Here is a 14,661-nt window from a genome sequence, read left to right as displayed (position 1 = left end):
GGCTGCTGGGTGTGCTGGGCGCCGCGCCGACCCATCGGACAGGCCCTAGGGCGCCTCCCGCCGTGCGGTCAGGGCACGTCCTTGGGTGTGGGTCCGGTCCGCCTCGCCCGGGGCAGGCCTTTGAAGAACGTCAGCTGCGGGACCAGCTCGGAGAGTTGGCGGTGGACGCGGGCGAGCTGTTCGTGGCTGCGGTTGCGCTCCGCGACGACCGTGGCGAGGACCAAGGAGGTCAGGGCCGCGGAGCCGTTCAGGGCCTGCAGGACGAGCATGCGCGTCGCGACGTCGTGCCCGGCGAACGGGCCGGTGCCCGCGGCGGCCGCGGGCACGGCGAGCACGGACACGAGGAGTGCGCAGGCCACGCCGCCGAGGATCTGGAAGCGGTAGGCGGCCCAGATGAGGAACGGGAAGACCAGGAACGACAGATCGAGGGACGTGCGCATCGCGAGCAGCGTGACCGCGGCCGTGGCCGTCGCGAGGGCCGCCCCCTCGGCCCAGCGGGCGACGGGGATCCGCCGCGGCCACGAGGCGCCGAAGAGGACCAGGAGCAGCGGGGTGACCAGCAGGACCCCCATCGCGTCGCCCGTCCACCACACCGACCAGGTCGCCCAGACACGGCTCGGGCGCAGCGCGCCGGTGGCGGCCAGGACCGCGGTGCCGATGGTGGCGCTGACCAGCATGCCGGTCAGCGCGCCCAGGAAGACCAGGGACAGCGTGTCGCGCAGTGCCATGAGCGTCGGGCTGAAGCGGACCTGGCGCAGCAGCAGGACCGCGCACACCGGGGCCAGCGTGTTGCCCGCGGAGATGCCGACGAGCGCCCAGAGGGACGGGCCGAAGGGCCAGTTGACGAGGACGGCGCCGAGCGCGATGGCGGGCCACATGCGCAGGCCCCACAGCAGCAGCGCGGCCACGGCGATCCCGGTCGGCGGCCAGAGAGGGGTGACCTGTCCGCGCACCACTTCCAGGAGCAGGCCGCAGCGGCCCGCGCCGTAGTAGGCCGCCACCACCGCGACCATGCGCAGGATGCGGTCGGTGCGGGGGTCGAGCGGAAGGGATGCGCTGCACCGCAGTGCCAACATGGGCTCCGTGGGTGTGCTGCCGCCGGGCGGGGACTGAACCGGCGGTATTCGTGCGGGATGTAACGATTCCACGCTAGCGCCATCGTGAACCGCGGCACCCCACAACGGCACGGCCCGTCCGGCCCCTTTCTCCGTCGGACGGTTCCAGGGCCCGGACCGCTGCCCGACGCACACCGGCCGGACCCGCCTCCGGCCGGCTCGTGCGGAGACCCTCGGCCGCTGCCGCACGGGGGGGTCGGTCAGCGGCCAAGGGCGGTCTTGTCTCAGTGCGTGGTCTTCGACTCGGCCCACGAGCCGCGGTAGGCGAGGCGGAGGTGACCGTCCAGGGTGCGGTGCAGATCCAGGCCGTGGTCGTCGTCGCCTCGGGCCGGGAGCGAGTCCAGTGCGGCGGGGGCGGGTTCGAGGTGACCCGCGTGGGAGACGGCGAGCCAGGCGGGTGTCCCGGCCGACGGGGGTTCGATGTAGTCGGTGACGGCGAGGCTGACGCCACCGGGGTCAGCGGTGATGCGCAACTGGTAGCGCGACAGGGCGCTGTGTCCGACGAGGTAGTGGGTCGCGACGGTGGCCGCGTCGCTCATGCGGCGGGCCAGCGGCGGCGGGGCGCCGATCGCGGCCAGGAGGCTGTGGGCGGCTTCACCCATCAGAGTGTGGGTGCGCTCGCCGCGTCCGGTCTCCACGGTGAGGGACAATTGGGGCGGTGTCTGCTCCGCCTCCTGCGGCGCACAGGGCGCTGAGGGCACGTGGTGCGTTGGTGTTCTGCGCTGGACCGTGCTGGACATCTCGGGCTCCCGCTGCGCGGAGAGGGTGTCAGGCCGCGGGAGGCGGGGCCAGTTCAACGCCTCTCGCGGCCGTGTCTACAGCAATGGCCGGGGTCCGGGACCAGGCGGAAAACCTAAGCCGCGCTGGCATCGATGACTAGGCACGTACTCAGCCATTCGCAGACGAAATGCGCCAACTCGGTTCGTTCTACGTTGAATTGACGAACCCGTACGTCAAGGACTCCGGTCGGATCTCACCCACGGCGTCCAGCACGGTGACGGTGTTGTACGCCTGCGCGGGTCCCTCAGCGGCTCCACGAACACGTCGAGCGGCGGCTCACGCGTCGCAGTGCCGCAGCCGCCAGATGGCCAGTGCGCCACCGTGCAGAAGACGAGCGCGAACCCGAGCAGCCGCGCGTGGCGGCCGCGGGGTGTCAGGCCTCGCCGGGCCGCACCAGTGCGGTCTCGTACGCGAGCACCACCAGTTGCGCGCGGTCGCGGGCGCCCAGCTTGGTCATCGCCCGACTGACGTGTGTCTTCGCGGTGAGCGGCGACATCAGCAGGCGGGTGCCGATCTCGTCGTTGGACAGACCGCGTCCGACGAGCGCGAGCACCTCGCGCTCGCGGTCGGTCAGCGGCGCCAGCCGCTGACGGGCCTCGGCCCGTGGCCCCTGCAGCCGGGCGAACTCCTCGACCACGCGCCGGGTCACGGCCGGAGCGAGCAGGGACTGCCCGGCCGCGACCGTGCGGACGGCCTCGCGCAGGTCGTCCGGGTCGACGTCCTTGAGCAGGAAGCCCGCCGCTCCGGAGCGCAGGGCCTCGAAGACGTACGCGTCGGCCTCGTAGGTCGTCAGGACGAGGACGCGGACGCTGTCCAGGGAGGGCTCGGCGACGATGCGCCGGGTGGCCTCCAGGCCGTCGACGCCGGGCATGCGGATGTCCATGAGCACGACGTCGGGCCGCGTGGTGCGGGTCAGCTCGACCGCCGCCGCCCCGTCGGCGGCCTCGGCGACCACCACGAGATCGTCCGTGAGGTCGAGCAGTGCGCGGAAGCCCGCCCGTACGACGGTCTGGTCGTCGGCTAGCAGGACCCGGATCACGACGCCTCCAGGGGGAGCACGGCGCGTACGCGCCAGCCGCCGCCCGGCAAAGGTCCCGCCGCGGCGCTCCCGCCCGCCGCGGCCGCCCGCTCCCGCACGCCGATCAGGCCGTAGCCCTCGGTGGCCGCGGCCTGCACGGAGGGCCCGTCGTCGGTCACCTCCACGATCAGGGCGTCCCCGTCCGGGCGGCCCTCCGCCAGGACGACCGAGACGGCCGCGTGCCGGGCCCCCGCATGCTTGATCACGTTGGTCAGCGCCTCCTGGACGATTCTGTACGCCGCCAACTCCACCATCTGCGGCACCTTCCGGCTACCGGTGTCCATGTGCAGCGACACCCGGAGCCCCGATCCCCGCACCCGCTCCACCAGTTCCTCAAGACGTTCCAGTCGAGGTGCGGGCCCCCGTTCGGGCTGCTGCCCGTCGCGCAGCACGCCGACCGTCGCCCGCAGTTCCCGTACCGCCTCCTTCCCCGACGCCCGCACCTGCCGCATGGCCTCACGCGCGACGTCCGGCCGCTTGTCCAGCGCGTCCAGGGCCAACCCGGCCTGCACGGTCATCGCCGACACGGTGTGCGCCACCACGTCGTGCAGCTCACGGGCGATCCGCACCCGCTCCTCCCGCACCTTGCGCCTGCCCTCCCGCTCCCGCTCGGCCTCCGCGCGGACCGCTCGTTCCGCGTACTCATCGAGGAGTTCCCGGCGCCCGCGCACCACCTCGCCCAGGAGCAGCGGCACGAGCGGCCAGAGCATCTCGAGGAGGGGCGCCCCCTGGGGCTGCGCCACGTCCATGCCCGCCACCACCGACACCGCGCCCGAGGTCGGCGCGGCGACGGCCGCCGCCCGCAGGGTCCGCCGCCGGTCGCCGCGCACGGCGAGCGCGTACAGCGCCGCCATCACCGGCAGGTTCAGGAGCTCCCCGATGTGCCCGTACAGCGCCCAGCCCGCGCACGCCGCCCCCGTGACCACGCTGACGACCACCGGCCACCGGCTGCGCACGAGCAGCGCCGCGACGGAGACGCCGAACAGGAGCCAGGTCACCCAGTCGGCCTGGCGGTAGGAGGGGTCGTTGACAGCGGCGTCGGCACCGGTGAGCACCGCGACCACCGCGGCCACCACGAGGTCCGCCACGGGCGGGGAGAGGGGCCGCAGAGGCCACCGGGCGGGGCGCGGGCCAGGGAGAACGGGGCTCGGAGAGGGCACGTGCCGAACGATAGGCCGCCGATCGGCGGCCCGCGTACGTCATCGGGAGTAGGCGGGTCCCCGCGCGGTGCCGTACTCGGCGATGACGCCTTCCGCCAGCCAGCAGTGCGTCTTCCCCAGGCTCGGGCCGGGGGCGGAGGTGAGGGCGTCCCGATACCGCCAGTAGCGGCGGATCAGGGGAACGGTGGTCTGGACGCCCATGGCCATGAAGGCGCGGAACTCGGTGGTGTCCTCCATGTCGAGGGCTCGGGCACAGGCGCGGCAGAAGGCGTCCAGCGCCTCGCACCTGTGCGGTGCGTGCCCGGCGGCGACGGCGGGTGCGGCACCGTCCGAGGCGTCGAGCAGCGCCGCGTACATCGATGCCTTGTCCCGCACGTGGGACGCGGCCCAGTAGTCCAGGAACGCGGGTTCCGCCACGAGGAAGTGCAGCTCCGCGTAGGCCAGTACGGCATCCGGTGTGGGAACGAGCGGCAGCTCGGGGACGGCCTGCGCGGTGACGGCCTCGGCGAGGCGCGTCGGCAGGCTCTCGGGCAGGACGCGCTGCCACGCCCGGGTGAGGTCCGCGGTGTCCCGGGGGCGGCGCGAGACCCTGGTCAGCAGGCGCAGGCGACGCAGCCGCTCCGGGCCGTGGCACTCCTCGACGGCCCGCAACGCCGCCTCACGCCACCGCAGTTCCGCCAACTGCGTCCGTGTGCTCTCCAACTGCTCGGCCAGCAGGTCACCGAGACCTGACTCCCCCGTCGCCACACCGGTGATGGCCGCGATCAGCACGTCCAGCGCGCGCAACTGCCGTACCAACTGCAGTTGTTCCAGCGCCTCGGGCGGGTAGCGGCGGTGGCCTCCCTGGCTGCGCGGGGCCGTGGGCAGGAGGCCGATGTCGGTGTAGTAGCGGATGGCCTTCACCGAAAGGCCCGTGTGCGCGGCGAGTTCGCCGATCGACCAAGTGACGCGCATCTCAGCCCCTTGAATCTCCCGTGCGGTGGAGGTCCTAGCGTACGAAGCGCAGGACCGACCGCACGAGAACGGAGCGACATGGCACTTCCCCCTGGCCAACGTGCCGTTGACGGATTCCCGCGCTTCGGGACCCACCTCCATCACCCGCCTCCGCCCGTTCCCGCCGATCCGGTGATCGAGATGCGCGGAGCCCTCACCGAGGACGTCACGCTGTCCGTGGCCGACCTCGCGGGGCTGCCGCGGCAGGAGCTCGGGGCCGACTTCCACTGCGTCGCCGGATGGTCGGCGACCGGCCTGTTGTGGGAAGGCGTCAACTTCGGGTTCGTCTACCGCACCCGGGTGGCGCCGCTGATCGTGTCGGGCGCGTCCATCAGCCACGTCGTCTTCGAAGGGCTCGACGGCCACCGGTCGGTCGTGGTGCTCGAGGACGCCTTGGCCGACGACGTGCTCATAGCCGACCGTCTCGACGGGGGGCCGCTCGACAGCGACCACGGTGCTCCGGTGCGGCTGGTCAGCCCCAGCCAGTACGGCTTCGTCAGCACGAAGCACCTGTGCCGCATCGAGTTCCGCACGTCTGCGCCCCCGCTCTCCGACCGGTGGTCGCCCATCGCGTCGCACCCCAGGGCTAGGGTCTGGAAGGAGGAACGGCACCGCCGCATCTCCGGCCGTGTGGTGCGGCCCGCCTATCGGACGCTGATCGGGCCGATCCGCGCGCTCAGCGCGCGCGGCAGTCGCACAGGGGCCACGTAGGATTCGAAGATCAGTACCCGGCCCGTGACGACGCCCGACCGACTTCGCTCCTGGAGACGACATGAGCAGCGCCCTTCTCGTGATGGACGTCCAACAGGCCATCGTGGACATCGCCGACGACGGCTCCGGCTATCTGCCACGCGTGCGCAGGGCGATCGACGGGGCCCGGGCCGCGAACATCCCCGTGATCTATGTGGTCATCGCGCTGCGTCCCGGCTTCCCGGAAGTCGGCACGCGCAACAAGCCGCTCGCCGCCATCGCGCAGGCCGGTCTGTTCGTCGAGGGCGCCCCGGGGACCGGGATCCACCCCGATGTGGCGCCCCTGCCGGGCGACGTGGTGGTCACCAAGAGGCGGGCGAGCGCGTTCTCGGGCAGCGACCTCGACGTGGTGTTGCGGGCACGCGGCATCGACAGCCTCGTGCTGGCCGGCATCGCCACCAGTGCCGTGGTGCTCTCCACCGTGTGCCAGGCCAACGACATGGACTTCGGCCTCACCGTCCTCTCCGACGCCTGCCTGGACACCGACCCGGAGGTGCACCGGGTCCTCGTCGAGCGGCTGTTCCCGCAGTGGGCGGACGTGGTCACCGTCGACGACTGGGTCAAGGGGATCGCACCGCGCTAGCGGGCAGGTCGGGCGGGCGACTGCCTTGGCCGCGGCAACTGCCCTGGAGAGGCTCGGCCTTCGGCTTCTCGGGGGCCGACGCTATCGTGATCGCATGTCCTCCGTGCCAGAGAACGTATCGCCGCGGGTCTCCGACGTTGACCGTGACTCGGCTGTCGAGCGCCTGCAAGAGGCGTTCGCCGAGGGGCTCATCCCCCAGGAAGAGATGCACGCACGACTCCAGACCGCGCTGACCGCCACGACCCAGGCCGAGTTGGCGTCGGCCCTGGAATCGCTGCCCGACGAGGACACCGGACCGACTGTCGTGGTGAACGCCGCCGGCGGACTGATCCACCGGCGCGGCAGGTGGCAGGTGCCGCGGTCCTTCAAGGTCACCTCCAGGATGGGCAAGGTGTACCTGGACCTGTCCCGGGCGGTCATCGAGTACCCCGTGGTCAACATCGAGCTGCATCTGGGGTACGGCTGGGCCCGGATCATCGTGCCGCCCGACGCGACGGTCAACTACGACGAACTGGCCGCCGAATGGAAGCAGCCGAGCTACAAGGCCCCGCAGCACGGCAACTCGGGCGGGCCGCGCGTCCGGATCCTCGGGACCATGGGGCACGGCCGGTTGCGGATCAAGCACGGCCGCGGCTGAGGGGGCGGGCGGGCCCGGGGGAGGTCTCAGCCGCGCAGGACGCGGCCCTCGGCGTCGGTCTTGCCGTTGCTGATGAGCATGAGGATCCCGTCGAACAGCGACCAGACGCCGAGTCCACCCAAGGTGACGAGCTGGCCCACGGCCATGCGGGTGTGGCCGGTGTAGAAGCGGCCGATGCCCAGCGGGCCGAGGACGATCGAGAGTGCCCCCGCGACGAACTTGGACTTGTCGGAGTAGGGCCGTCCGAACGGGTCGTAGCCGTACGGAGCGTGCGTGTCGGGCTCGCCGCCCGGGGTGCGGAGGCCCGGGGCCGCAGCGGGCCGGGCCGCGCCGGACGGGGGCGTGCCGGGCGGAGGCGTACCTACGTGGCCGCCGCTGGGCTCCGCCTGACCCAACTGCTGTATCTCCTGACCGTATTCGTTCTTCGGGACCGGGTGGCTCACGAGTGTGTTCCTCCGAGCGATCGTGGGGCGGGGACTCTACTCATCGCGAGGGGCATCACCGTGAGAACCCCCTTGCCGCACATGATACTTGGGCCACCGCGGGACGCACGGGGGCGACGGCCCGGCCACAACGCGGGTGCCTCAGAGCCCTGCCGCGTGGTCGGGAACGTATCTCTGCAGCTCACGAGGGGGCCGCACATAGCCGGCGGACGGTGGGCGTGACGGCAACTCCAGTACCGGGGGCGGCACTTCGTGGTAGGGAACGGAGTCCAGGAGGTGGGCGATCATGTTGAGCCTGGCGCGGCGTTTGTCGTCGCTCTCCACCACGTACCACGGGGACTCCGCGGTGTCGGTGTGCACCAGCATGTCGTCCTTCGCCCGCGAGTACGCCTCCCAGCGGGTGATGGACTCCAGGTCCATCGGGGAGAGCTTCCAGCGCCGCACGGGATCGTCGAGGCGCCGCCGGAACCGCTCCTCCTGCACCGCGTCGCTCACCGAGAACCAGTACTTGCGCAGCAGGATCCCCTCCTCCACCAGCATCCGCTCGAAGATCGGGCACTGCCGGAGGAACAGCTGGTACTCCTCCTGCGTGCAGAAGCCCATCACGTGCTCGACACCGGCGCGGTTGTACCAGCTCCGGTCGAAGAGGACGATCTCCCCCGCCGCGGGCAGGTGCGGGACGTAGCGCTGGAAGTACCACTGGGTGCGTTCGCGTTCCGTGGGCTTGGGGAGGGCCACGGTCCGCGCCACCCGGGGGTTGAGATGCTCCGAGACCCGCTTCACGGTGCCGCCCTTGCCCGCCGCGTCCCGCCCCTCGAACACCACGACGAGCCGTGCGCCCTCACCCCGCACCCACTCCTGGAGCTTCACCAGCTCCGTCTGCAGCCGCCGCAGCTCCCGCTCGTACGTGCCGCGCGACAGCGACGTGGGGCTCTTCTTCCGTCCGGCCATGCCGCCTCCTTGGCTCATCGACCGATCATCGCCCCGTCCGACGGCGTGCGCGAGATGTTCGCCGAACGGCCCAGGAGAGAGCCATTGGACCCTTGGGCCGCGGGGCGGCCCGGGAACATCATGGAAGTGGCGACCGCTCACACCTTCCTGGAGGCGCGCCATGAACCAGTTCCCCCTGCCCAGCACGCTCAAGACGCTGCCCCCGGCGGACCGGCGGAGGCTGATGGACATCGCCCGCGAGGTGTCGTTCCCGCAGGGCGCCCGGCTCTTCGAGGAGGGCGGGCACGCCGACCGGTTCTGGATCGTCCGCACCGGCACGGTCGCACTGGACCTGCACGTTCCGGGCCGTCGCGCGGCCGTCATCGAGACCCTCGGCCACGGCCAGCTGGTCGGCTGGTCCTGGCTGTTCACCCCGTGCGTCTGGCATCTGGGCGGTGAGGCCACGACGCCGGTACGGGCCTACGAGTTCGACGCCTCCGTCGTGCGGACGACGAGCCGGCAGGACGACGCGTTCGGCCGGCACGTCGCCGAGTGGGTGGGCGGCATCGTCGCCCACCGGCTGCACGCGACCCGCACCCGGCTCCTCGACCTGTACGCCCCGTACGGCAGCGGCAGCGCCCTGTGAGCGCGGGCTAGGGGTCGATCAGCTCACCCGAGGGCAACGGGGTCGCGGCGGTGGGCGCAACCGCGGGCGTCGTCGTCGCGGTGACGGGCAACTTTTCCACCGTCGCGAATTCTGGGCCCGACCGCGACCGGAGACCTGCGCGCTACCCGTGCGGCACAACCGCCACCGGGCACGTCGCGTGATGGATCACGTGGTGGGTCACGGACCCCGTCTGTGAGCCGATGTGTGGGTGTTCCCGCACGTGCCTGCCCACGACGAGCAGTCCGGCATCCGTGGCGGCGTCCAAGAGCATGGGGGCGGGGTGCCCCTTCTCGACGGTCTCCGTGACGGCGACGTCGGGGTGCTTCAGGCGCCACGGCCGCAGGACGGCGTCGACGAAGCCCTGCCACTCCCGCACCCGCTTCGGCTGCTCCGCCAGGGCCCTGTCGCCGGGGTCGATGTCGGCCGGGGACGGGTCGTGCCAGGCGTGCACCACGCGCAGGGGCGCACGGTGTGCGAGAGCCGAGGAGAAGGCGAAGTCGATGACCTCGTCGCACTGTTCCGCCACGTCGATCCCCAGGACGACAGCATCGTTCGACTGCCGCTCCGCGGCGCGGACGAGCACGGCCGGGCGAACGGTCCGGGCGAGGACGCCCTGGGCGACCGAGCCGACGAGCAGCCCTTTGACCGCGCCCAGACCGCGCGAGCCGAGCACGGTCATGACGGCGTCGTCCGCCGCCCGCAGCAGTGCCGCCGTCGCGGGCCCTCCGGCGTGCTCGTCGGACAGCCGCACCGACGGACACACCGACCTGACCTGTTCCTCGGCCTCGTCCAGGACCAACCGGGCCCGGCGCCGCGCGACGGCTCCCGCAGGACCCGGCTCGTTCGGCCCGTGGTCCGCCACATGGATCAGGTGCAGCCGGGCGTCGCGGAGAACGGCCTCCGCCGCCGCCCACCGGGCCGCCGCGAGGCTCTCCGGCGATCCGTCCACTCCCGTGCAGAGCGTCCGCTCCATGGCACGCGCCTCCTCGGTCGACGCCTACAGCCGTTCGGCCACGTACTCGGTCAGGTCGAGCAGTCGGTTGGTGTAGCCCCATTCGTTGTCGTACCAGCCGAAGGCCTTCACCAGGTCGCCGTGGGCCTGCGTGAGGGCGGGGTCGAACACGCACGACGCGGGGTCGCCGATGACGTCGCGGGAGACGATCGGGGCCTTCGACACCCGCAGGATGCCGGTCAGTTCGCCCGCGGCCGCGTCGTCGAACGCCGCGTTGACCTCCTCGGCGGTCGTCTCCCGGCGCAGCAGCACGGTGAGGTCGGTCAGTGAGCCGTCCGCCACGGGCACGCGCAGCGCGAGTCCGTTCAGGGCCCCGTCCAGGTCCGGCACGACGGCACCCACGGCGCGGGCCGCCCCCGTGCCGGTGGGGATGATGCTGAGCGCCGCGGAGCGGGCCCGGCGGAGGTCCTTGTGCGGGCCGTCGAGCAGCGCCTGGTCGTTGGTGTAGCCGTGCACGGTGGTCATCAGGCCCCGGGCGACGCCGAAGCGCTCGTGCAGGACCTTCACCATCGGCGCGACGCAGTTGGTGGTACAGGAGGCGGCGGAGACGATCTGGTGCCGCCCCGGATCGTACGTGTCGTGGTTGACGCCCATGACGACGGTGGCGTCGACTCCCTTGCCCGGGGCGGAGAGCAGCACCTTACGGGCGCCGCCCTTGAGGTGCAGGGCCACCGCGTCGCGGTCGCGGAAGCGGCCCGTGGACTCGACGACCACGTCCACGCGCTCCGCGCGCCAGTCCAGGGCGGCCGGGTCGCGTTCCGCCGTGACCGCGACGCGGTGTCCGCCCACGGTGATCGACGTGTCGTCGTGCGCGATGTCCTCCCGGAACCTGCCGTACGTCGAGTCGTACTCCAGCAGGTGCGCCATCGTGCCCACCGGGGCGATGTCGTTGACGGCGACGACCTCGACGTCCGAGCCGCGCTCCAGGGCGCAGCGCAGATAGGTGCGGCCGATGCGGCCGAATCCGTTGATGCCTGTACGGACGGTCATGTGCGGCTCCCGTCGGTCGTGACGGCCGTGGGGTCCACGGTCCGTCAGCGGGTGAACCGTGCTCGGCCCGTCAGTCGCGGCGGCTCACTCGTGGGCGACCACGGCGATGGGGCAACCGACGTGCTGGATGGCCATGCGCGTGACGTGGCCCGTGTGGCCCCCCGCGGCGCCGCGGCGCGTCTCGCGGCCGAGGACGAGCAGGCCCGCATGTTCCGCGGCCCGCAGCACGGCGTGGACGGGGCGGGTGTCCTCCGCCTCCGCGTGGACGGTGACGTCCGGGTGTTTGTCACGCCACGGGTCGAGCACGCTGTCCAGCGCCCACTCGGCGTCCCGGCTCGCCACGTCGTGCTCTCCGGCCGTGTCGGCGTGGGCGTGGGCGTGGGGCAGCCTCCAGGCGTACACGACGTGCAGCGGAGCGTTCCGGTACCGCGCGGCTCCGAAGGCGAAGTCGAGCAACGCGTGGCAGTCGTGCGTCAGGTCGAGGGCCAGCGCCACCGGCCGGTGCGCCGTGCCGGCCGAGGTCTGCCCGTCGCCGTTCGGCACGTGCTCGTCGACGGCGTCGAAGCCCGCGCGCACCAGGACGACCGGCCTTCGCGCACGGGCCACCACGGCCATGGCGACCGACCCCGCGAGAAGCCCGCCCAGGCCGCCGAAGCCCTGGCTGCCCAGGACCAGCAGTTCAGCGGAGTCCGCCTCGGCCACGAGCGCCTCCGTCGGCCGCCGCCGGATCGGTGCGGCCGTCGGCCGCACCTGCGGGGACTGAGCGCGCACCCGGTCGACGGCGCCGCGCAGGATCGTTCGCGCACGGCTCTGCGGCACCTTCAGCTCGGGCAGGCTCACCGGTTCCTCGTCCTTCGGCATGCCTTCCCAGGCGTGCACCAGGCGCAGTGGGAGCCCCCGGCGTGCCGCCTCCCTGGCGGCCCAGTCCGCGGCGCAGAGGCTCTCCCGTGAGCCGTCGAGGCCCACCACGATCGGTCGGAGCATCATCGTCACCTCCTCCTGCCGCGAGCGTCGCGTCATCGGGGCCGGGTGTGCAGGGGCCGCCCGGCCCCCGCTCCGGGCCTTTCGGGTCGCGCTCGCGTCTACGGCGACGGCCGGGAACCGGCACCAGGAGGCGAGCCCGAGCCGTCCGGCGACCGGTGCGGCGGCGCGTACGCAGCCATCCGCAGACGAACTGCGCCAACACGGCCCGCGCTACGTCGAATTGACGAACCACCAGGTCGAGGAATCCGGTTGGATCTCGTCCCTATGGGGGAATGTGCTCTCTTGCACACGCCTTCTCCTCCACACACGCCTGGCGCGGCCGGTCTAGTCTGGCCGCGTGCTGCCACCCCGGACCCGGTGGAATTCCCCGACCGTCACGCCCCCGCTCCCGGGCCAAGGGCGGGTGGCCAGCCGTTTCAGGCGGTACCACCATGCAGGACAGCATCACATCCGCGTACGGATACGCCCGTTCACACCGTGTCGGCAGTTGCACCGTGGTCGCGTTCCACGGTGACATCGACATCGCCGCCGCGCTGGACATCACGCCGCGGTTGGATGCCGCGACCTGTCTGCCGCGCTGCCGGGTCGTCCTCGACCTGAGCGCGGTGGAGTTCCTCGACGCCTCCGGGCTGAGGCTGCTCTGCCGGGCGCGTCGCCGGGTCGCCGAGCGGGGCGGGGTCCTTGTGCTGGCCGTGCCCCCGCCCCGCGTCCTGTGGCTGCTGCGGATCACGCGCCTGACCGGCTTCTTCACCGTGCTGCCGACGCTGGACGCGGCGCTCCACCACGCCACCCGGCCCGCCGTGACCCCGTAGCGGTGCCGACATGCCGCGCCGTCGCGCCCCGCCGCGCGCGAAGCGCGCGTAACAGCTCCGGAATACGCCCCCTTCCGCAGGGGCACGTCCGGGCCGTAGCAGGGCAGGATATTCCCCATCGGAACCGGCACCCGGCATACCGGCTGCTCTCCTCCTGCCGAGGCGAGGTGAGACCTGATGTCCGATCAGTCCCGTGAGCAACGGCTGGCTGCCGCGTTCGTCGAGCTGGCCGACACCCTGGTCGGTCACTTCGACGTGATCCACTTCCTGCACACGCTCACCGACCACTGTGTCGCGCTGCTCGACATCTCCGCCGCCGGCGTCATCCTGGCCACCCCGCGAGGCGACCTGCTGGATGCCACGGCCTCCGACGAGCGCACCCGTGCGCTGGAACTGGCCGGCATCGAGTGGGACGAGGGCCCCTGCCACGAGTGCTACCGCACCGGGCGGACCCTGCCCGACGTCCCGTTGGACCACCCGCACGCCCGCACCCGCTGGCCGCGCTTCTCCCGGCGTGCCCGCGAACTCGGCTTCGCCTCGGTCTCGTGTGCGCCCCTGAGGCTGCGCGACCAGGTCATCGGCGCCCTCAACCTGTTCCGTGACGAGCCCGGGGCACTGGCCCCGGCCGATCTGCGGCTCGGCCAGGCCCTGGCCGACACCGCCGCCATCGGCATCCTCCAGCAACGCGCCCTGCACGAAGGGGCCACCGTCGTCGCCCAGCTGCAGACCGCCCTCAACTCCCGCATCGTCATTGAGCAGGCCAAAGGCGCCCTGGCCACACGCCGCGGGATCACCGTGGACGAGGCGTTCGAACAGATGCGGCGGTTCGCCCGCCGCCACGGGAGGCTGCTGACCGACGTGGCCCGTGAGGTCATGGGCAGCGACGCAGACCCCACACCTGCCGCCGAGGAACGGTGACGACACACATCGGCACTCTCATCGAGGCGCGGGAACCCGCTCCCGCCGGACAGATGGGGAAGACCATGACCGTCAGCCCCGACATGGGCCGGCTCCTGGCACGGCTGGCCCGGCGTCGCGACTTCCCGGCAGCCGACCTGACGGACGAACTGCGGCGCTGTGCCCGGATGCTGCGCCTGGACGGTCTGGCCCTGTCGCTGGCCCAGGCCGGTGGCGCTCCCGAACTCCTCTGGCACACCGACGAGAAGGCCGCCCTGCTCGACGACCTCCAGTTCACCCAGGGGCAGGGCCCGAGCAGCGACGTCCTGCACAGCCACACCCCCGTCCTGTGGCCCGACCTCACCTGTTTCCCCCCGAACCAGTGGCCGGGGCTTGCCGCCGCGCTCCAGGAACTCGGCGTTCAGGCCGTCTTCGCCTTCCCGCTCAGTGTCGGTGTCATCCACCTCGGCGCCCTCACCGGTCACCGCGCCGCCCCCGGCCCGCTGTACCCCCAGCAGACCGACGACGCCCTCGCCCTCACCGACACCCTGACCGAACTGCTCACCTCACCCGGTGCCCCCACCGTCCTCGCCGGCCACTCCTGTCTGCACCGGGCCGAGGTCCACCAGGCCACCGGCATGACCGCCGTCAGGCTGAACGTCTCCGCCGCCGACGCGCTCGCCCGCATCCGCGCGCACGCCTACCGCCACAACGAGCCCTTGCTCGACACCGCCCGCGCCATCCTCACCAGACGCCTCTCCCTGACGGACAACTCCCGCCCGGCGGACGGCACATGACCTGAGCCGTCCGGCCGCCTGCCCCGTGTGCGG

General features: G+C 72.4%; 17 protein-coding genes. 7 read left to right on the top strand and 10 right to left on the bottom strand.

All coding sequences use genetic code 11. The features are described 5' to 3' along the window. Nucleotides 1–68: 68 nt before the first annotated feature. The 5 genes from ACFVHO_RS33095 to ACFVHO_RS33075 form a co-directional block, all read right to left on the bottom strand. Complete coding sequence (locus ACFVHO_RS33095; RefSeq protein WP_385722858.1) at nucleotides 69–1,076, bottom strand: MASE1 domain-containing protein; 1,008 nt, start codon at nucleotides 1,074–1,076, stop codon at nucleotides 69–71. A 263-nt stretch (nucleotides 1,077–1,339) separates the two neighbouring features. Further along, nucleotides 1,340–1,717, bottom strand: a complete 378-nt coding sequence (locus ACFVHO_RS33090; protein ID WP_385722855.1) for a hypothetical protein — start codon at nucleotides 1,715–1,717, stop codon at nucleotides 1,340–1,342. 551 nt (nucleotides 1,718–2,268) lie between these two features. Then, nucleotides 2,269–2,934: a response regulator gene (locus ACFVHO_RS33085; protein WP_385722853.1), complete on the bottom strand. Its 666-nt coding sequence runs from the start codon at nucleotides 2,932–2,934 to the stop codon at nucleotides 2,269–2,271. Then, the gene (locus ACFVHO_RS33080) at nucleotides 2,931–4,061 is read right to left on the bottom strand and encodes a sensor histidine kinase (RefSeq protein ID WP_385722850.1); all 1,131 of its coding nucleotides are present in this window, start codon (nucleotides 4,059–4,061) and stop codon (nucleotides 2,931–2,933) included. The genes ACFVHO_RS33085 and ACFVHO_RS33080 overlap by 4 nt, the downstream gene beginning before the upstream one ends. A 111-nt stretch (nucleotides 4,062–4,172) precedes the next feature. Further along, nucleotides 4,173–5,087 carry a MerR family DNA-binding transcriptional regulator gene (locus ACFVHO_RS33075; RefSeq protein WP_385722847.1) on the bottom strand — a complete coding sequence of 305 codons (915 nt, stop codon included), beginning with the start codon at nucleotides 5,085–5,087 and terminating at the stop codon, nucleotides 4,173–4,175. A gap of 180 nt (nucleotides 5,088–5,267) precedes the next feature. Between ACFVHO_RS33075 and ACFVHO_RS33070 the strand changes: the two genes are divergently transcribed. The 3 genes from ACFVHO_RS33070 (at nucleotide 5,268) to ACFVHO_RS33060 (ending at nucleotide 7,096) form a co-directional block, all read left to right on the top strand. Continuing rightward, complete coding sequence (locus ACFVHO_RS33070; protein ID WP_385722844.1) at nucleotides 5,268–5,837, top strand: molybdopterin-dependent oxidoreductase; 570 nt, start codon at nucleotides 5,268–5,270, stop codon at nucleotides 5,835–5,837. A gap of 61 nt (nucleotides 5,838–5,898) precedes the next feature. After that, a complete protein-coding gene (locus tag ACFVHO_RS33065) occupies nucleotides 5,899–6,459 on the top strand; it encodes a cysteine hydrolase family protein (RefSeq protein WP_385722842.1) in 561 nt (186 codons plus the stop codon). A gap of 94 nt (nucleotides 6,460–6,553) precedes the next feature. Beyond that, nucleotides 6,554–7,096: a DUF1707 domain-containing protein gene (locus ACFVHO_RS33060; protein WP_385722839.1), complete on the top strand. Its 543-nt coding sequence runs from the start codon at nucleotides 6,554–6,556 to the stop codon at nucleotides 7,094–7,096. Nucleotides 7,097–7,122: 26 nt separating this feature from the next. Here ACFVHO_RS33060 and ACFVHO_RS33055 read toward each other — a convergent pair whose 3' ends face one another. Continuing rightward, nucleotides 7,123–7,539, bottom strand: a complete 417-nt coding sequence (locus tag ACFVHO_RS33055) for a TM2 domain-containing protein (RefSeq protein ID WP_385722836.1) — start codon at nucleotides 7,537–7,539, stop codon at nucleotides 7,123–7,125. 141 nt (nucleotides 7,540–7,680) lie between these two features. Further along, nucleotides 7,681–8,490, bottom strand: coding sequence for a polyphosphate kinase 2 (gene ppk2 / locus ACFVHO_RS33050; protein WP_385722833.1), 810 nt, complete (start codon nucleotides 8,488–8,490; stop codon nucleotides 7,681–7,683). 160 nt (nucleotides 8,491–8,650) lie between these two features. On the opposite strand from ppk2, the gene ACFVHO_RS33045 reads away from it, so the two are divergent. Next, entirely contained in the window at nucleotides 8,651–9,115 is a 465-nt protein-coding gene (locus ACFVHO_RS33045) for a cyclic nucleotide-binding domain-containing protein (RefSeq protein WP_385722830.1), read from the top strand. Between the two features lie 142 nt (nucleotides 9,116–9,257). On the opposite strand, the gene ACFVHO_RS33040 is transcribed toward ACFVHO_RS33045, so the two are convergent. The 3 genes from ACFVHO_RS33040 to ACFVHO_RS33030 form a co-directional block, all read right to left on the bottom strand. Next, complete coding sequence (locus tag ACFVHO_RS33040; protein ID WP_385722827.1) at nucleotides 9,258–10,109, bottom strand: universal stress protein; 852 nt, start codon at nucleotides 10,107–10,109, stop codon at nucleotides 9,258–9,260. A 24-nt stretch (nucleotides 10,110–10,133) separates the two neighbouring features. After that, nucleotides 10,134–11,138 carry a type I glyceraldehyde-3-phosphate dehydrogenase gene (gene gap / locus ACFVHO_RS33035; RefSeq protein ID WP_385722824.1) on the bottom strand — a complete coding sequence of 335 codons (1,005 nt, stop codon included), beginning with the start codon at nucleotides 11,136–11,138 and terminating at the stop codon, nucleotides 10,134–10,136. An 84-nt stretch (nucleotides 11,139–11,222) separates the two neighbouring features. Then, nucleotides 11,223–12,125, bottom strand: coding sequence for a universal stress protein (locus tag ACFVHO_RS33030; RefSeq protein ID WP_385722821.1), 903 nt, complete (start codon nucleotides 12,123–12,125; stop codon nucleotides 11,223–11,225). 428 nt (nucleotides 12,126–12,553) lie between these two features. Here ACFVHO_RS33030 and ACFVHO_RS33025 point away from each other — a divergent pair, with 428 nt between their 5' ends. From ACFVHO_RS33025 to ACFVHO_RS33015, 3 genes are all read left to right on the top strand, one after another. Continuing rightward, entirely contained in the window at nucleotides 12,554–12,934 is a 381-nt protein-coding gene (locus tag ACFVHO_RS33025) for an STAS domain-containing protein (RefSeq protein WP_385722819.1), read from the top strand. A 177-nt stretch (nucleotides 12,935–13,111) separates the two neighbouring features. After that, nucleotides 13,112–13,852, top strand: coding sequence for a GAF and ANTAR domain-containing protein (locus tag ACFVHO_RS33020; RefSeq protein ID WP_385722816.1), 741 nt, complete (start codon nucleotides 13,112–13,114; stop codon nucleotides 13,850–13,852). Continuing rightward, on the top strand, nucleotides 13,849–14,628 hold the full coding sequence (locus ACFVHO_RS33015) for an ANTAR domain-containing protein (protein ID WP_385722813.1): 780 nt from the start codon (nucleotides 13,849–13,851) through the stop codon (nucleotides 14,626–14,628). The genes ACFVHO_RS33020 and ACFVHO_RS33015 overlap by 4 nt, the downstream gene beginning before the upstream one ends. Nucleotides 14,629–14,661 lie beyond the last annotated feature (33 nt).

Origin of the sequence: Streptomyces sp. NPDC127108, assembly GCF_042677545.1 — a bacterium.
In the GTDB taxonomy this organism is placed as follows: Bacteria; Actinomycetota; Actinomycetes; order Streptomycetales; family Streptomycetaceae; genus Streptomyces.
The sequence above is the reverse complement of the archived record's forward strand: the minus strand, read 5'-3'. Positions and strand labels throughout refer to the sequence as shown.